Raw genomic sequence first — 16,381 nt, forward strand, 5'->3', positions numbered from 1 at the left:
TCTCATATTAGAGACTTAATAGACTCTTAATATCTTTAATTATTCTTTAAAAAAGGACGGAATCTACTCCGTCTTATGTGCATTCGCCAAATCCGCTATTTTCTTACTTGCCAGATACTTCTCCAGCTGTTGCTCGGCGTCCATCACAACCTGCTGGATCTGACAACCGCTTCCGTGATTAAAGCTGCATTCGAACAAGGAGGCGGTCCCTTCGATCGCTCGAATAATATCGAGGAAGGAGATTTCTTCCTGCTTAAGTCTAAGTCGATATCCACCGTTTGCACCAGGTGAGGACTGAATAAGGCCTGCCTTGACTAACTTGGTCATCAACTTAGATAAATAGGTCTGTGAGACGCCTAGCTTCTCAGCCAGCATTTGCACGCCAACAGGCTTATCAGACGCTGATGTTACCAGATAAAGCATGGCATGCAGCGCATAGTCGGTCGCCTGTGAATACTTCATTCAGCACCCCCATTAAAGACTATGTGAATCTATAATAGCTTTAATTGAATTGGAAAGCAAGTGCTTCCTCCCAATCTGCCCCCCACTACCAATAGAGACAGTGGATACAAGAGTTACCCTCCCAACCTTATCAGCAACTGGACGATCTCTTCTTTCTTCCAACCAATTGCAATATCAAGTGGCGTCTTATTATCCTTTGGTGTTTTACCATGGATGTCAGCACCACGGTGCACAAGCATCTCTACCATTGTCGTGGAATCGCACCCAGCAGCCCAATGCAATGGTGTACCGAGGAAATGGAAACCTGAAGGCATTGCGCAGAGATCAGCTCCTTGATCCAGTAAGTACGCGGCACACTCTACTTTGTCATTGATAACGGCATAGATTAAGGCTTGCTCCAACAACTCATTCTTACTGGCCTGCGGCTGGATTGCTTTGTTAATCGGTTCCGTGTGTGAACTTGCGTTGGGGATTAATTGACCATCAGCATGAAAGAATTTCTGCATCAAGTCGATCCGGCCTAGTCCCGCTGCGAACTCTAATGTCATATTGGCACCTCGCTTTACTAACACCTCTGCAACTTCAATACACCTGTAGAATAAAGCTTGTGCTAATGGTCGGAGATCATTATGTAAGCCATTTACAGAGGCACCTGAATCAATCAGAAACTCTGCCATGGCGACGTCATTCGAACTTACTGCCCATTGTAAGGAAGTCTCACCCACTGCAGGATCAATGGCTCTGGCATTAATGTCCGCTCCCGCATCTATCAATACTCTCCCCGATTCAATCTCTCTTGGAAAATTCCCCGGCCAATCACATAAGTGATTCAGCAACGTCCTCCCTTGCAACGAGCAAGCGTTTGCTAAATCGGGATGTTCAGTCAACAGTAGCATGAGATTCTCCACATCACCACTCTTTATTGCCTGAACAGCAATTGGAAAGACATCTGCCAACGCATGAATATTTGTTGTATCATCACAATTTTTGGCCAATCTGGTCACCTCATATTCGATCATTGATAATTAATTTGTTTCACTTGTGTTCTTGCTAAAATATCTCCAATCCTTCTTTGTGTGAGGAATAGTAGATCTTCTTTTCATTTGTTATGTGCCTCTTTCTTCATTCGCTTAGTTGCCTCTGATCTGCTCTTCCGCAAATTTATAAAATGCCAAAGCATCCTCTCCACTAGGGAACCCGGCTTGGGCCATTTTATCGCTGCCGCCGCCTTTGCCATTGAAGCTTCCCAAATGAGCTTTGAAAAATGCTCCGCAAGCCTGCGAGTAATTGCCATTATGGGCAAATACGACTTTGTGCTCGGAAGTATCCACAAACAATATTGGCAAATCTGTTTTTGAAGCAAGCATAGTCGCTAGGCTCTGCATGTCCTTCAACGATTTATCCTCGAACTGGCAGGCAACGACTTCCTTACTTTCMGCTAAAAGCTCCTGCGCCAAATACTCATCTAGCTTCTCTTTCAGCTCAGCTAACTCCGTCTGAACCTGCTTGTGTTCTTGCTCCCACTTCTCAATACGATCCATGATTTCATCTTTACCAGTGTTAAATTTGCCAGACAACGCCCCCAGAATTCGGACATTCTCGTTAAATTCAGCGAGTGCACGGAAACCACATAGGAAATAAATTCGTGTATTTCCCTTCTGTTTTTCCGTTTTCACAAGCTTAATCATCCCGATTTCACCAGTTGACGAGACATGTGTACCGCCGCATGCGTTATACTCAACGCCAGCCATCTCAACGATCCGAATGTTCTTCGTCACCTTTGGTTGTTTGACTAGAGGCAGCTGTGCTAGCTCTTCAGGGGTTACGAAATAACTGCTAATCGCATGATTCTCGTAAATCTTCCGGTTCACTTCCGTCTCAATTGCCGCCAGCTTCATCGGCTCAAGTTCAAGCGTCTCCACATCGATCGTGCAGTAATCTGTCCCGAGATGAAAGCTCACCGTATTAGCCTCATACAGATCTCGGCACACAGCCGAAAGCAAATGTTGTCCGCTATGCTGCTGCATATGGTCGAATCGGAGTTGCCAGTCGATTGTGCAATTCGCACTCCTTCCTTCTGGCATTCGTTCTAGCTTGTGCAGGACTTCGTCCACCTCCAGAAGAACGTCCAACACGGGAATTCCGTTGATTTCACCTATATCACAGGGCTGTCCACCCCCATGCGGGTAAAACGCAGTCTCCTCCAAGAGGACATAGATGCCATCTTCTCGTTCGACCTTTTGGTTGATCGTTGTTTGCCATTCTTTCAAATACGCGGAATTATAATATAGCTTTTTCGTCATGATGTTTGTTAACCTCTCAGTCCTATACTAAATCTCGATATGCTCAGATACTCTCGCTTCCAGAATTTCAATTAATTCTTCATCCATGAATTGATAATCATCAGGAATATCCAGAATTATGATCTGCTTGCTCGCGATTTCCATTTGAAATTTATCTTTTAATCTTCGCAAATGCTTCTTTTCCATCACAAAGATAAGATCTGCCCATCCAATATGGCCGTCAGTCACTCGAATTCTTGCGCCTTCTTCGGTGCCCGCTGATTTAACCACGTAATCGTTACGCTTATCAAATATTTTCTCTGCCGTTAAACTTCTCCATTTGTTTCTACTACAGATGAATAATAATTTCGTTTTAACCACTCCCGAATTGAGCTACACTCGAAGCTACGGATATATCTTTTCCCCATTTTCTAACATCAAAATAAATTCCTTAATCCGCTTCACCCGCGTCTCTTGCTTCTTCGCCGTATGAATCCGGAAGGTGATGGCATATTTATTTTGTCGATCCAGCGTATCGTAGAAGGCCTTGGCCTCGCTGCTTTTCTCCAATTCCAAAGCAAAGTCCTCTGGGATGGTTGCATTACTTTGCGGTTCATAGGCGTTCTCCCACTGCCCGTTCTTCTTAGCAGCTTCAATCGCCTTCAAGCCAAACGGCTTCATTTTCCCATTTGCAATCAGTAATTCAGCTTTATCTTTATTCACTTTGGACCAAATGCTTCTGACACCACGAGGTGTAAATCGTTGGATATATGACTGCTCGTCCGCTTTTTCTTTCTGACTATCAATCCACCCGTAACACAATGCGCTCTCAAGCGCCTGATCGTACGAAACAGAAGTGATTCGAGCACCTTTCTTCGCGATTTGCATGCGAATGCCAGGTGAAGTGCTATGATGAAGCGCAAGCCACTTTTCAAAAGCAAGCTGATCCTCAAAAAGAAGCTGCGGTAATTCGTTTTTTGGGTTCAAATGTTTCCCCTCCTAGTTGTCGTACGAACAATTGTGCACATCCATTACACTTTCACCAAGAAAATCTATACGCTTTCATTATACCTTTAACTCGCTCTCCTCGCCTAGGAATCCTAAGATTTCTAGCGCCATTTTCAAAATAACACGATTATTCTCATACCCATTCAAATTGTGTAATGCCCAAGCCTCCGCCGCGTCGTGCCACTGAACACCTCGGATTTCCTCCGTTTGAGCTTTGAGATCCCCACTTACTGCCTCGACTAAAAAATAATGAGTTTCCTTCTCAACATGCCCAAACTCCGTATGTTCGAATTGATAATAATTGATTATCAGGGGTTGAATGATTTTACCTACAATATTGGTTTCTTCTTTAATTTCCCGAAGAGCGGCATGCTCAATCGTCTCTCCTTCTTCCATTCGACCTTTTGCAAAAGCGAGTTTCCGATAACGATCCACAATAAGCAAAATTTGAACATCTTGTCCTATATTACGGTAAACGACACCGCCTGCTGAGATTTCCTTTTTCGTCATACGTTCAATCTTCCTCCAGTCGAACGAAGCTCTTCCTCTCCATTTTACAAATAGTACCAACAAAAAAGCAACCAAAGCGATTAGCTTCGGTTGCTCGCATGTGATTATTTCGTTTCTTGCAGCCATAAAATGCTCGTTACACCGCGTGGGTAATACTTGCTTCCCGTGATTTCACCGGAAATAATTTGATCACTCCAGCTCCAAATCGACAGGGTTGGGTGCGTCAACCAAGCAACATGGGCTGCATCCGCTGCAGCTCCCGTTTCATCCCAAGCCAAGTCAAGGATTTCACGTGCTACGAATTGGCACAAATAAATTTTGCTTAACCAGGAGTTATTACTTGTTGAGGAAAGCTTCCAACCGCCATCCTCGAATAGGCAGGTGCCTTCTACAAGCACTACATCCAGATGCTTTTTCAAAGCTTCGATATAAAACCCATAACGACCATTTACATCGAGCGCAGACATATTGCCTGTGAAGTATGGGAATACCAAACCTTCGATCGCGGGAATGATTTTGGAATCATTACCTTCACCGACAACGGCAGGAATGTAACCTTCTTCGGTGACGAAAGACGTTACCGTTTGTGCGCACTTCAAAGCCTGCTCACTCGCGATAAGAGCCAGATCTTCTCTGCCATTTTGAGCAAAAATACTCTCCATAGCCACGTACGCTGCCCAACATTTGCCCGCCATATAAATATTGTTACGCGATTGTCCAAGTGAGACGTCCAAGCTGTCATATGTTGTGATTTCTGCTCCGCCCATGGTGCGTGTGCTGTCCAGTGACATAACACCATTGCGCAGCTCCGGATTCGGATGATCGCGATTGATCATGCTCGTTAAACATTTTTCAAAAATCGCTAAATTCGCTTGCAGCCACTCTTGATCATCGGTATGTGCCACATAGGTGGCTCCACATAACGTCCAGTTCACCAATTGCTCATGTGTCATATGCGAGAAGCAATCGTCCAAACCGTAAAGCTCATAAGCAGAATAACTAGGACGAGAAAGTGTATTAGCTACCCCCATGTCATGCGTAAAGGAGAGACCACCCGGGTATTCTGTAGGGTCGCCTGGGAAGCAAACCTTATCTTCATAGCTATACCGTTTTACGAACATATCCAACTCATTACGAACCGTCCATGGATTCACAGCCAGCTCATAAAATAACYGATCAACCGTCAAATCGAACGTGTTCATCATCCGATATTCGCCTTCATTGACAATCCAGAATTGCTCATCATCCATATCCAGAAGCTGCGTGTTACCATTGTAGCTGCGGATCGCATGCGCAAGCATGAATTTCTGATCAGCCGACAAGCGAGAGTTCTCTATGTTTGAGTCTGAGCTTTGAGCAAGCGCAGCAAGCTTATCGAAATTGCCCAATGCGTAATCAGCAACGGCTTCAATATTTTTGAATAAACGCGCATACGTATAGGATGCATCACGACCCGCGGTAACGATGCCAGAACGATGAAAGCATATTGCGAACTGATACGTGCGCTTCTCACCCGCAGGCGTATCTGCGAACAAGGCGCCAACCGTACCAAGACCGAAGGTTAGGTTTTCAACTATTTTCATCTTCAAAATATCTTCGATACTGAAATACATCCCCGAACGCACCTCTGGATCTCGGGAAACAATCGCCGTAATCCGGCCTTGTCCAACACCCGCGGCACCTTCCATCGTATCATCCAACCTACGCATAGCACTGTACGGATCTGTCCCTTGATACCCGAAGAAAACTCTTCTAGAGGACTTGCCTTTGGTATTATCAACGGTAATGCTAGCAAGAACGGCTGGGACGAGAGCTAAGCGAAGCTCTTCATCACTTGCTGTTGTTGGATCAGGAACCGACTGTGCCGGTGAAATGATACTGAATTCCAAATCGCCAACTTTCCACGTATCCGTGCTGACTTTGAAATCTCTACGAATCTCCTCTTGTGCAAATGGAAACAATAGCTTCTTCTTTTTCGGCTTCGGATCTGGATTCTCGATATCATAACGAAGGCTTTCGTCTTCACTAACCTGCTCAAAGAAAGGCAATGCATCATAAGTGCCGCCTTCGATGGATTCTAATCCAATATATATATTTTGCTTAGGCGGACGCGCTTGTTCTAAATCGAAGCCTCCGCTTTTGCCTGGAAATCCAAGTGTAAAGCTTGCAAATGCGCCAACTGGCGAATGGTGTGCGTTGAAAAATTGATTCTTCATATAAGGATGATGCTCCTCTCGGTCATTTGCCCTTATTATACAATGATCGAAACCTTGAACCCATGGGCATTACGATCTTTCATTTGGACAAAAGAAACATTTGATTTCCACCCTGTTTAGGTGAGATAGTTATCGTAACGAACAGATCACAACCATTTCAAAGGAGCCTTATACATGGAAGTATTTCAACAAGAATCATTACCCAGTGGTCTCGAAAATGTCGTACATGGCGGCATGCTGCCCGATGTTCAGACATCTTTTCGAATTTTTGCCGCACATCTTCGCAAGGTTAACGCGCAGTGGTCATTCCCTGAGCATCAACATCCGATGTTTGAGTTGAATCTCGTCATAGACGGCTCACAACGTATGCGTGTTGGCGAGAAGTATTTTGTACAGAAGCAGGGAGACTTGGTTTGGATACTTCCGAATGAAGTGCATGCAAGCTTGGGAGCTGTCGATGGTAATATGATGGAGTACGTGTGTGTGCATCTTGAGGTAAACGATCCTTGGTTTCGTCAGCAATTAAGTCAAATTAGGCAAATTGTTCACCCCTCTGGCAGCAAAATGGAGAGCTTACTTCGCCCCATTCTTATGGATCTAGCGCAAATAGCCAGAGAAAATGCCTCCAGCGGACTGAGTCTGAAGCTGCAGACGATGCATGCTTCGTTTCGCATTTTTACCGCGTTAAGCGAGGTCTTACTAGATGAAGCTGTGTCTTCTATCCAGCAAACCGGAGAGTCAGGCTTAGCCGCGCAGCTGGCAACGATGATTGAGCGTCAAGCTTCAATGACGATGAAGGAGCAGGAGCCTTTCCGGATTACGCTCATTGCGAAGCAGCTCGGTTATACACCTGCGCACTGTAATCGTGTTTTTCACAAAGCTTACGGGGTCTCGCCACGAAATTATTTAAGTACAATAAAGCTCCGCCAAGCCAAACTAATGCTGATGGATCCGACACTTTCGATCGAGTATATCGCGGAACAGCTGGGTTACAAGGATTTGTCTCAATTTAGCAAACAATTCAAACGATGGACAAATCTATCCCCCACCGCCTACAGACATCTCTCTTGGTAAAATAAGTTGGGTATTGCTGAAGAAACCATAAGTTTTTCAACCTTCTCCTGTTCTATACTCATAGATATTTCTATGGAGTTATCAAATAAGGAGCCATACATATGAAATTAAGCGCTTATAAATCCTTGTGGGAATGGAATGGTATCTGGGAGGGGAAATTAGCACAAGTTGCTGAAGCTGGTTATGATGGTGTTGAATACACGCCTCCTTCCGACCCTAAGGATGATCAGCAGTTTCGAAAAGACTTAGACGACATGGACTTGTCGTTCATTGCACAAGTGGTGACTCGGGGGCCGAATCACATAGACTCTTTCCGTGAGCAAGTGCATCGCGCAGCTGAACTTCGACCTGTTCTGATCAACTCGCACAGCGCAGCCGATCGTATGGCTGCTGACGAGCAGCTTCGCTTCTTCGAAGCGGCGCTGCGTGTGGAGCAAGAGATTGGCATTCCGATTGCGCATGAAACGCATCGGGGGCGGGCTTTTTTCACGCCGTGGCAAACTGCCGCGGTGTTGAAGCAGTTGCCTGAGCTTTCGATCGGCGCGGATTTCAGTCATTGGTGCGCAGCCTGTGAAAGCATGCCGAGTCCGGAGGACGAGGACGTCAAGCTGAGCTTAGCGCGAGCCATCCACATTCATGGGCGCGTCGGGTACCCGGAGGGCCCACAAGTCTCGGACCCCAGGGCGCCTGAATTCGCCTGGCATGTCGAGAGATTCATCGACTTATGGTTGACGATTTGCCAAAACCGTTTCAATGCCGGAGCAGATACGATGACTTTCACGCCCGAATTCGGCCCGCCGCCGTATTTGCAGGTGCTGCCTTTCACACGACAACCGGTGACGGACTTGTGGGAAGTGAATTTGTGGATGTTTCAGACGTTTAAGACGAGGTTTGAGGCGAGGTTTACATGAGAAAAAGGAAGCCTGGGACGTGGAGACACGTTGGAGGGCTTCCTTTTTTGAGCTTATTACTATTTTAAACTGAGCTTCATATTTATTTTCTTTGCCTCTTCTGTGAGAAGTGATATCGAATATTTACCCTTAACCCCCTCGAGTTCAATAAGACCAGTAGTTGAAGGAGAAATTACTTTCTCCCACATAACCATATTCGATTTTATGACTTGGAGAGTTACCGTCCCTGTTTCAACCGTAAATTCATATGGAATACTGATTTTCCCGGCGGTTTTTATATTAAAATTTTCAATCTCATACGTACCTTTTAGAGTACCAATACTGACTTTAATATTTCCATTCACATTTGATTTACTTGTAAACGTCGACACATTATGGTTAACCACGAAGTCTCCACCGAAAGCGGTAATAAGCTTAATCGTCGTCACAGCAAGAATGAAGATCGCAAAACTGATTATGAAAAGCATTAATCGTTTATTCAATTGTAGGATCCCCTCTACCACTATCTAACTTTTTTCAATTAGAATCTTTAATTGTTTATTCCTATAATTCAAAAATCTCTTCATGTATCTTTTCAAAACAACTCGCTCAACCAACCATCCGATCCCACCCAATGGCGCCTCGAAACATAGCGTATCCTTCATTAAGGTGCTGTTTCCTAAATCGATAAACTCATGTTCGTGTCTCATACTTTTGAAAGTGCCCTGCAACATTTCATCAACAAAGTGATAGGGTCGAACGTAATTCGATATGAGTGACTTGTGCTTTTGCCTAATTAGGAAGTGCCTTGCCTGAAAAGTGACCGTTTCCCCTCCACCTATCATGCCAGTAGTTGTTCCAGCAATCGCTCTTTCCCTGGTGTGAGGCCACACGGTCTGCGTATGTATATCAATATTTCTTGCCATGTCAAAGCAAACATCAATCGTTGCTGCAACTTCGATTTCTGTGGATATCCTTATCACTTGGATGCACCTCTTGATTTTACAAATATCAACTTAGATTCCTAGTTTACAAATGTTACTTTAACTCGTTTTGCTCTTAAAAAATACAAAATCCATAAGAAACTCGCTAATCCAATAAAAATGGATACGTAATATGAATTTGGTATTAAATGATTCCGGAATATAACGTCTCCAAGAGCTACAAATCTTATTAAAATACAAAATGCTTCAAAGCTAATAATCATCTTTGGCGTGTACTTCTGCTTGTATACGAATAACAATAGAATTAACCCTGAAAAAAGTAATTTTATTATTGTTCCAATAGAAATGATGACTTGTAACCAACTTCCTTCAATTACACTACTAGAAAATTGCCTAATTACTGTAATGGATCCCATGCCATACAATGCTGTACTTATTATCAAAATAATTACATAAACAAGTTACCATCCACCTATTGGTTTAGGGTAGTTCTCTTTCAGTAAATCAGACATCATGACATCTCCAAGTTCAAATTATATGATTTCTCACTATTTTCTATAATTCAATTTATTACAACCATATCCCTGCGTGTTTAGGAACAAAAAAACAGCCTCCCAATAGAAGGCTGCCGCGAAGTCGTTAGTTACTTATAAATTCCTGTACCCACTCACCATTATAATAAGCAACGCCAATTTGAGTGAAATTAGGGCTTAAAATATTTTGACGATGACCCGCGCTGTTCATCCATGCTGTCATGACGGCTTCAGGTGTTTGTTGACCCTTGGCGATGTTTTCACCAGCGTAGGAATAACGAATACCGTATGAGCTCATCATATTAAAAGGCGAACCGTATGTTGGCGATGTATGATCAAAATAACCGTTGTTGTACATATCCTTCGCTTTATCCAGAGCCATCGCGGTAAGCGCGCTATTACTAGTTAAAGGCTTCAGTCCAGCCTTAGTTCGTTCTTGGTTAACTATGTTTACCACTTGGCTAGCAAAAGTAGATTGCGTTGGCGCTGGCGTAACCGGTGGTTTGGCAGCAACATTTGTGCCCGTGCTTCCAGGAATATTGAGCTTCATTCCCGACCAAATTACGTTCGGATTAGCAACTTGAGGGTTTGCCTTGATAAGCGAAGATAGACTAACGCCATACTTCTTCGAGATCAACCACATGGTATCATTGCCTGCTACCGTATGAGTCCCTGTTGCAGCAAATGCCGCGTTCGCCCCTATAAGGACGCTCAATCCTAGTGCACCTGTAACGACAAGCTTTTTGTAACGATTCATACTAAACATCTCCTTTTTGCGGCCTGCGAGGTTAGCTGTCGGATTCGGATCAAAGAGTAATCACCCGGCCGCGGATAGCGGCTTCACCCCAAAGATTGGGTCCCCCGTGCTTCAAAAAAAGCTTCGGCCTTCTAAGTTTTTTGATCCAATATGGATCTAACCGATTGTAACATGTGAAATCTTCGAAAACATGGCTCAAAATTTTCCATTTGATTTATGTAAGCGGAAACAATCTTCGCATAACTACCCGCTTTCGAAAAATTAAACTTGATACAATGAGCCCAAGAATGAATCCCGATATGGGAGACACAACCAATATTCCTAAAAGATTTGAACTTGATGTTAAAACCACCTTGGTGATTACCACGACAATTGTTACTAAAATAACAACTAACCAATACATGATCTTACTCTTCAAACCTACTCTTTTGAAAGATCTTTTTGTATAAGGGCTTTTGATTATTAAAAATAGGAGTAGAAGCATCTGTACCAAGATACCAAGGGTTGAAAGTAGGTGTTGTAGTAACTTGTACAATGGTACTGAAACATATAAATGCTGTAAAACAGTAAAATTCCTAACAAAATAACCTGATTGATGTGTGAACGAATCGACAAATACATGACTATAGAATCCAATTACTACGGACAGTAAGAAAACGATCCAATTCTTCCTATTTCGTAGGTCAAAGTGTTTAATCGAGCAATAAGCAATGACATCGATATGTAAAAACGAAGGTAAATGAACGGTAATCACCTTCATAATGATCTGTAGTAAGATTACCATGACAATACATATAGGAATTGCTTGTAGCAATAACCCCTTAAATGTGTGTCCGATTGTTTGATAGGGCTCAAGAGCAATAAAATACTCAAAATCAGGTGACATACTCCCAAGAATAAGACCCAATAAACTAAAATATCGGGGTTTAATAAATTTTATCGGAAAAGAATACAACGGATGAGCAAATGTAAATGGCAAAAAATCACCCCCTGTACAAACCATTCAAATTAATTAGTACTTTTTTCTAGTTCATTTGGTATCCTATTCATTTTAGTCATCTGATCAGTACGTAAATAAATGTTTGAATCTACACTTATAAACCAAATATAATTCTTCAATAATATTTCCCTATTATTTAATGTGTCTGTGTATCCACCAAGTAGATTGAACTTTTCGACATCAAACACCACAAACTTTCTAGTTAACATTCTTGTAGTTATTATTCTAACGGAATTTCGGCTTTTATTAAGATAATATCCAGAACCTAATTGATTAGTTGAAACCCATTGATCTTGCAAAGTATTCGTAGAAATAAATACATCAATATCTTCAACTCGAGTTATCCACTTGTTGCGTTTGATTTCAACTATTTTAACATCTGAAAATCGCAATTTTAATGCCGCAATAGAAGTGAATATAGATTTCTCTTGACTAATCCCAATAATTACAGCTCTCTCAAATATACAAGTAATAAAAATTATTAAAATGAATATTACGAGTATAGCTATCCCCTTTCTCATCATGCACTCCGTTACTTCCTCTCCACATTTCATGAGAAAAACTCTGACATCTATCCACCGCTACCTGGTACCACGAAGTTAAAATATTGCCCAATCGAAGCATCTTTACAGCCATCCAACTTATAAGAAACACCTCTATCTACTTTCTCTGAAATAATACGTGTACATTCTGTTTTCAAATGTTGGTTGCTACCAAATGTGTCATCTGAATCATCATAGGTGAATGAGATCTTATCCTTTTTATATACAAAATCATAATATACGGGATCACCCTCAATGGTCATTTGCATGATCCGAATCTGACTCTCAACGTGCCCCTCCACGTTTTTCAAGAATTGATTGAAACGATCAAGATTAATGATTCTGCCATGGATATTAATGACGTCTCCTTTTGCGGTCCCTTTGTCTATATCGTACTTCGAATCCGAACATGCACTAAGTAACAAACAACTCAAGACGATCAACATTCGTCCGTTTCTAATCATCTTTGTTCCCCCTTACCGTTCCATCTACATGTTTGACGAGAACAACACTGGAAATGTTTTGTAATTTTGAAAAAACTTCAGAAAAAGCATATCCGTCAGTTTCCTTCCCAGAATTCAAAACATGATATACTAATGCTAAATTCTCACGTTCTTTCGCAGTATGTTTACAAGGAGTGGTTTCCAATGTTGAAAAAGGAATTAAGCATTGCGCTAGGTACAAACAATCAAGCCAAACGAGCTGCCGTGTTCTTGGCTTCTGGTATTGAACCGATCTGTCGCACTGTCCCTTCCGGTGTGTCCGATCAGCCGATGACAGAAGACGAAACCATCATTGGTGCAATTAATCGCGCGAAAAATGCGCTTGAAGCTGAGCCCGAAGCAGACCTTGGACTTGGCCTTGAAGGAGGGCTTTCCTATGATGAAGTACATACAAAACAATGGTATCTTTTCTCCGTTTGTGCCGCTTGGGACGGGAAGCAGCTTTACGTCGGTAAAGGGCTATATTTCCCCATCCCCAATGAAATTGGAGAGAAATTGAAGCAAGGCGGAAGCGAGCTGCGACATATTATTGATGAATTGAGCAGCACGGTTGGGAGCAATCATAAAGAAGGCGCTTATGGTTTGTTTACCAACGGGCGAATTACGCGGAGTGAAGTTTTTCGGGACGCGGTTATTGCCGCGCTGACACCGTTTCACTCTTCTTTTTATAAGTAATGTTGTGCTAAGAGAGCGTGCAGGAGAAATGTTCAAAGATGCTAATGTACACTTGAAAAAAGGGTGCCCCTCGCCATTTTTTGGCTTGGGTCACCCTTTCACTGCAGCCCAATTTCACTTGACGCTGCTATACTCCTTATAGAATGGCGCAATGCGATCAATCCGATTTGTCCAAATTCCGCCGGAATAGTTTGACGGAAGTCGCTCCAAATCCTCTAGCGTATCAAACCCGGTTGAAAACTCCGAGCCATTGCCACCAACCACGATAACTCTTGTGTCCACTTTATCCATTCGGTTTAAAAACTTGTTCGGCCATCCCCAAAGTAACGGTGCCAATTTTTCAGGTATATGAATTTGTATATGTTCGCATGCAGCAGGCGTAACACCTGTCCAACCATAGCCAAGGTACGGGAGTAGGCAGCTTTTCATCGTATCTACAGAAATGACGCGCATGTCAGGCAGCTTTTCCTTCACAATGGCAACAGGTACGTTGCCGCCATAAATTGTCAATTGGCTCCTACGTTCTGGCGATAATTTTGTCAAGATTTCAACCAGCAGGTCCCCTTCATGGGGATCATCCGTTTTAATATGAATGAGAAACATTTTGTCTGGAAACTGTGCGAATACGTCCGTTAACGAAGGCATTAATCCGACTCCTTTGCCTCGAAAAGGGTACGTTTTTCCATTGTCGGCCGTGTAGCCGTAGCCAATATCCACCTTTTTCAACTCAGCCATCGTGTAATCTTTCGACTGGCCTTTGACATTCGTCCGACAGTCGAGTGTCCAGTCATGAAAGACAGCAAATTGATCATCTTTGGTCACATGGATATCGAATTCAACCTCATCCGCACCAGCGTCAAAAGCTGCTTGCATCGAAGGGATCGTATTCTCCAGATAGGGATGCTCGGGTTCAAAAATACGTTCAGCCGTACAAGTATCGTTCTTCAGATTTTCAGTGTGGAATGTTTGCGCGAGCCCGCGATGAGCCATCAGAAAGAGATCCCGACTTCGTTCCTTGGCGAGTAACGATGTGTTATTCACGTAGATAAATCCAATCAGAATAAGCAAAGCCCAAACTATTTTACTTTTATATAACTTTCTAAAGCGTTTCATTTGTCCTCCGTTGTAATGATTTGCAATTCGACATGCTATATGGAATTCGTGAAATGCTTCTTATTTCCTTTTTACTGCAGACGAATTAGTCCATGAACAAATAAAACCCGATAGAGCTTCATTCTGAGCTCCACCGGGAATCTATCCATCTATAAAGCTAGCGAGCCCTGTTTTTTCGCTTATGATAGACAAACCACGCTACTCCGATCGTTCCTGCCGCAAGTAAAGCGCTAAAAAATAAAATATACCAGAAATGAAATAACTGCAACTGAATCCCTCCTTTGTGAAAATAACCCCCACCTAACCTTATATTAAGATGGGTCACAGGAAGCTAAATTATGTATATTTGGCATAGGATAGTTGTAGGAGGTGCTGCTACGTGGATAATAAGCGTGCATGTCGACTCATCCGTTCATCACGAACCTCTCATGGGAAGCAAGGCTTTGATTATGCCGAGGCGATTTCCAAAGAAAGTGCTGATTCGCAAGGTATTTGTATGATGCTATTAACCATTCTTCCAGGTCAAAGAGCAACGGCTCATCTTCATCAAGACCATGAAACCGCCATTTATATGCTGGAAGGGAAATCGTCCATGTGGTATGGGGAAAACTTGGAACATCATATGGAGCTGGAAAAAGGTGATTTTCTCTACATTCCAGCAGGAATGCCTCATCTCCCTTATAATCCGAGTGAATCAGATTCTTGTACTTGTGTTATAGCCCGAACCGACCCCAATGAACAGGAGAGCGTGCTCCTGCTTCCTGAGCTTGATGCGTTATGGGATTCCAAAAAACCATAAGTATTAAAAAAGCAGAGAATCCACTAAGGAATCTCTGCTTTTCCTATTTCACATAAACGCTAACGTGTTCCCTGTTTCCAGCAAGCTCTTTAAGTTGCTAATAATGGCTGGCCAGCCGTTGTTAAAGCCTTCGAAGGTGTCGTCTCGCTCCACGATATCTCTTTGAACAAGATTTTCATGCTTTAAGGTTAACTTTACAGTGTCATTCATCGGTTTTAGTTCGAAAGTTACTCGTGTCGGTTGCGGACGTTCGGTTGTATCTGCAACATAATGCCAGGTAAACGACAATAAACGATTCGGTTCACATTGCAAAATGATACCATGATCGGTCACTTTCCCTTCCCGCGAGTAAGTGACGGACGAGCCTTCTTGCCAATCGGATTGGACAGCCGTTCCGAAAAAATATTTTTCCGTAAAATCCGTACGTGTCAATGCAGTCCATAACTTCTCGGGTGTTGTTGCGATATAAGACACATAAATAAAGGTTACATCAGACATTTGGATTCACCTCTTGCTCCCTAGTTTTCTTCAAAATCATGCCTACTAACCATTTTATCAGCTACCAAAAAAATAATCTGCCTCTAACGGACATGACAGACGTTATTTGTGTTACACCTGTGTCCGTTAGCCCTTTCTCCTACCCCGGCTACAGCTCACTCTACAACAAAAAAAGACCCGCGCTACGCACGGATCCCATCTTAAATCTTTTTAACAAACTCCGACTTTAATTTCATCGCTCCGAAATCATCGATCTTACAATCAATATCATGATCACCTTCGACCAATCGAATGTTTTTCACTTTTGTACCGATTTTGATAACGGATGAAGTCCCTTTTACTTTCAAATCTTTGATGACTGTAACGGAGTCACCATCCTGTAATACATTGCCGTTCGCGTCTTTTACTACTTTCTGATCGTCACCGTTCTTCTCATCTTCACTTACTGATGACGACCACTCATGCGCACACTCCGGGCACACAAGTAAATTACCATCTTCATACGTATAGGCCGATTGGCACTTGGGGCAGTTAGGCAACTCTTCCATGCTGTCAATTCCTCCATTCAATAGTGC

General features: G+C 42.9%; 21 protein-coding genes and 1 riboswitch. Of the genes, 4 read left to right on the plus strand and 17 right to left on the minus strand.

Annotation, left to right across the window (positions count from 1 at the left end):
- Positions 1-63 precede the first annotated feature (63 nt).
- The 7 genes from AC1DVJ_RS18755 to AC1DVJ_RS18785 form a co-directional block, all read right to left on the minus strand.
- The gene (locus AC1DVJ_RS18755) at positions 64-462 is read right to left on the minus strand and encodes an RrF2 family transcriptional regulator (protein ID WP_477592752.1); all 399 of its coding nucleotides are present in this window, start codon (positions 460-462) and stop codon (positions 64-66) included.
- 113 nt (positions 463-575) lie between these two features.
- The gene (locus tag AC1DVJ_RS18760; RefSeq protein WP_477592753.1) at positions 576-1,457 is read right to left on the minus strand and encodes an ankyrin repeat domain-containing protein; all 882 of its coding nucleotides are present in this window, start codon (positions 1,455-1,457) and stop codon (positions 576-578) included.
- A 135-nt stretch (positions 1,458-1,592) separates the two neighbouring features.
- Complete coding sequence (locus tag AC1DVJ_RS18765; protein ID WP_477592754.1) at positions 1,593-2,765, minus strand: alanyl-tRNA editing protein; 1,173 nt, start codon at positions 2,763-2,765, stop codon at positions 1,593-1,595.
- A gap of 27 nt (positions 2,766-2,792) precedes the next feature.
- Positions 2,793-3,125: a low molecular weight protein tyrosine phosphatase family protein gene (locus AC1DVJ_RS18770; RefSeq protein WP_477592755.1), complete on the minus strand. Its 333-nt coding sequence runs from the start codon at positions 3,123-3,125 to the stop codon at positions 2,793-2,795.
- Positions 3,126-3,149: 24 nt separating this feature from the next.
- Positions 3,150-3,731: a YdeI/OmpD-associated family protein gene (locus tag AC1DVJ_RS18775; protein ID WP_477592756.1), complete on the minus strand. Its 582-nt coding sequence runs from the start codon at positions 3,729-3,731 to the stop codon at positions 3,150-3,152.
- A 78-nt stretch (positions 3,732-3,809) separates the two neighbouring features.
- Positions 3,810-4,262 (minus strand): NUDIX hydrolase, encoded by a 453-nt coding sequence (locus AC1DVJ_RS18780; protein ID WP_477592757.1) that lies wholly within the window; start codon positions 4,260-4,262, stop codon positions 3,810-3,812.
- Positions 4,263-4,366: 104 nt separating this feature from the next.
- Positions 4,367-6,478, minus strand: a complete 2,112-nt coding sequence (locus AC1DVJ_RS18785; RefSeq protein ID WP_477592758.1) for a glycoside hydrolase family 52 protein — start codon at positions 6,476-6,478, stop codon at positions 4,367-4,369.
- Between the two features lie 174 nt (positions 6,479-6,652).
- Here AC1DVJ_RS18785 and AC1DVJ_RS18790 point away from each other — a divergent pair, with 174 nt between their 5' ends.
- Positions 6,653-7,552, plus strand: a complete 900-nt coding sequence (locus AC1DVJ_RS18790; protein ID WP_477592759.1) for a helix-turn-helix domain-containing protein — start codon at positions 6,653-6,655, stop codon at positions 7,550-7,552.
- A 101-nt stretch (positions 7,553-7,653) separates the two neighbouring features.
- Positions 7,654-8,463 (plus strand): sugar phosphate isomerase/epimerase family protein, encoded by an 810-nt coding sequence (locus AC1DVJ_RS18795; RefSeq protein ID WP_477592760.1) that lies wholly within the window; start codon positions 7,654-7,656, stop codon positions 8,461-8,463.
- 59 nt (positions 8,464-8,522) lie between these two features.
- Here the strand turns inward: AC1DVJ_RS18795 and AC1DVJ_RS18800 are convergent, their stop codons facing one another.
- From AC1DVJ_RS18800 to AC1DVJ_RS18830, 7 genes are all read right to left on the minus strand, one after another.
- Positions 8,523-8,945 carry a hypothetical protein gene (locus AC1DVJ_RS18800; protein ID WP_477592761.1) on the minus strand — a complete coding sequence of 141 codons (423 nt, stop codon included), beginning with the start codon at positions 8,943-8,945 and terminating at the stop codon, positions 8,523-8,525.
- Positions 8,946-8,969: 24 nt separating this feature from the next.
- Entirely contained in the window at positions 8,970-9,425 is a 456-nt protein-coding gene (locus tag AC1DVJ_RS18805; protein ID WP_477592762.1) for an SRPBCC family protein, read from the minus strand.
- 41 nt (positions 9,426-9,466) lie between these two features.
- On the minus strand, positions 9,467-9,802 hold the full coding sequence (locus tag AC1DVJ_RS18810; RefSeq protein ID WP_477592763.1) for a DUF2569 family protein: 336 nt from the start codon (positions 9,800-9,802) through the stop codon (positions 9,467-9,469).
- Positions 9,803-10,025: 223 nt separating this feature from the next.
- A complete protein-coding gene (locus AC1DVJ_RS18815) occupies positions 10,026-10,676 on the minus strand; it encodes a CAP domain-containing protein (protein ID WP_477592764.1) in 651 nt (216 codons plus the stop codon).
- 5 nt (positions 10,677-10,681) lie between these two features.
- Positions 10,682-10,815, minus strand: a riboswitch (cyclic di-AMP (ydaO/yuaA leader).
- A 75-nt stretch (positions 10,816-10,890) separates the two neighbouring features.
- Positions 10,891-11,679 (minus strand): DUF4184 family protein, encoded by a 789-nt coding sequence (locus AC1DVJ_RS18820; RefSeq protein WP_477592765.1) that lies wholly within the window; start codon positions 11,677-11,679, stop codon positions 10,891-10,893.
- 5 nt (positions 11,680-11,684) lie between these two features.
- A complete protein-coding gene (locus tag AC1DVJ_RS18825; RefSeq protein WP_477592766.1) occupies positions 11,685-12,200 on the minus strand; it encodes a hypothetical protein in 516 nt (171 codons plus the stop codon).
- 47 nt (positions 12,201-12,247) lie between these two features.
- Positions 12,248-12,682, minus strand: coding sequence for a DUF4362 domain-containing protein (locus AC1DVJ_RS18830; protein ID WP_477592767.1), 435 nt, complete (start codon positions 12,680-12,682; stop codon positions 12,248-12,250).
- Between the two features lie 183 nt (positions 12,683-12,865).
- On the opposite strand from AC1DVJ_RS18830, the gene AC1DVJ_RS18835 reads away from it, so the two are divergent.
- A complete protein-coding gene (locus AC1DVJ_RS18835) occupies positions 12,866-13,396 on the plus strand; it encodes a DUF84 family protein (RefSeq protein WP_477592768.1) in 531 nt (176 codons plus the stop codon).
- A gap of 114 nt (positions 13,397-13,510) precedes the next feature.
- Here the strand turns inward: AC1DVJ_RS18835 and AC1DVJ_RS18840 are convergent, their stop codons facing one another.
- On the minus strand, positions 13,511-14,509 hold the full coding sequence (locus AC1DVJ_RS18840; RefSeq protein WP_477592769.1) for a glycerophosphodiester phosphodiesterase family protein: 999 nt from the start codon (positions 14,507-14,509) through the stop codon (positions 13,511-13,513).
- Between the two features lie 379 nt (positions 14,510-14,888).
- Here AC1DVJ_RS18840 and AC1DVJ_RS18845 point away from each other — a divergent pair, with 379 nt between their 5' ends.
- Positions 14,889-15,308 carry a cupin domain-containing protein gene (locus AC1DVJ_RS18845; protein ID WP_477592770.1) on the plus strand — a complete coding sequence of 140 codons (420 nt, stop codon included), beginning with the start codon at positions 14,889-14,891 and terminating at the stop codon, positions 15,306-15,308.
- 48 nt (positions 15,309-15,356) lie between these two features.
- On the opposite strand, the gene AC1DVJ_RS18850 is transcribed toward AC1DVJ_RS18845, so the two are convergent.
- Positions 15,357-15,806 carry an SRPBCC family protein gene (locus AC1DVJ_RS18850; protein ID WP_477592771.1) on the minus strand — a complete coding sequence of 150 codons (450 nt, stop codon included), beginning with the start codon at positions 15,804-15,806 and terminating at the stop codon, positions 15,357-15,359.
- 200 nt (positions 15,807-16,006) lie between these two features.
- Positions 16,007-16,354, minus strand: a complete 348-nt coding sequence (locus AC1DVJ_RS18855; RefSeq protein WP_477592772.1) for a zinc ribbon domain-containing protein YjdM — start codon at positions 16,352-16,354, stop codon at positions 16,007-16,009.
- Between the last annotated feature and the right edge of the window lie 27 nt (positions 16,355-16,381).

This window comes from Paenibacillus sp. P4_A9 (assembly GCF_056402415.1).

What these genes read in the sequence shown, in the direction of transcription:
- AC1DVJ_RS18755 (WP_477592752.1), bottom strand. Translation starts at nt 462, where the DNA reads ATGAAGTATTCACAGGCGACCGACTATGCGCTGCATGCCATGCTTTAT.
- AC1DVJ_RS18780 (WP_477592757.1), bottom strand. Translation starts at nt 4,262, where the DNA reads ATGACGAAAAAGGAAATCTCAGCAGGCGGTGTCGTTTACCGTAATATA.
- AC1DVJ_RS18790 (WP_477592759.1), top strand. Translation starts at nt 6,653, where the DNA reads ATGGAAGTATTTCAACAAGAATCATTACCCAGTGGTCTCGAAAATGTC.
- AC1DVJ_RS18795 (WP_477592760.1), top strand. Translation starts at nt 7,654, where the DNA reads ATGAAATTAAGCGCTTATAAATCCTTGTGGGAATGGAATGGTATCTGG.
- AC1DVJ_RS18810 (WP_477592763.1), bottom strand. Translation starts at nt 9,802, where the DNA reads ATGGGATCCATTACAGTAATTAGGCAATTTTCTAGTAGTGTAATTGAA.
- AC1DVJ_RS18815 (WP_477592764.1), bottom strand. Translation starts at nt 10,676, where the DNA reads ATGAATCGTTACAAAAAGCTTGTCGTTACAGGTGCACTAGGATTGAGC.
- AC1DVJ_RS18820 (WP_477592765.1), bottom strand. Translation starts at nt 11,679, where the DNA reads ATGGTTTGTACAGGGGGTGATTTTTTGCCATTTACATTTGCTCATCCG.
- AC1DVJ_RS18825 (WP_477592766.1), bottom strand. Translation starts at nt 12,200, where the DNA reads ATGATGAGAAAGGGGATAGCTATACTCGTAATATTCATTTTAATAATT.
- AC1DVJ_RS18830 (WP_477592767.1), bottom strand. Translation starts at nt 12,682, where the DNA reads ATGATTAGAAACGGACGAATGTTGATCGTCTTGAGTTGTTTGTTACTT.
- AC1DVJ_RS18835 (WP_477592768.1), top strand. Translation starts at nt 12,866, where the DNA reads ATGTTGAAAAAGGAATTAAGCATTGCGCTAGGTACAAACAATCAAGCC.
- AC1DVJ_RS18840 (WP_477592769.1), bottom strand. Translation starts at nt 14,509, where the DNA reads ATGAAACGCTTTAGAAAGTTATATAAAAGTAAAATAGTTTGGGCTTTG.
- AC1DVJ_RS18850 (WP_477592771.1), bottom strand. Translation starts at nt 15,806, where the DNA reads ATGTCTGATGTAACCTTTATTTATGTGTCTTATATCGCAACAACACCC.
- AC1DVJ_RS18855 (WP_477592772.1), bottom strand. Translation starts at nt 16,354, where the DNA reads ATGGAAGAGTTGCCTAACTGCCCCAAGTGCCAATCGGCCTATACGTAT.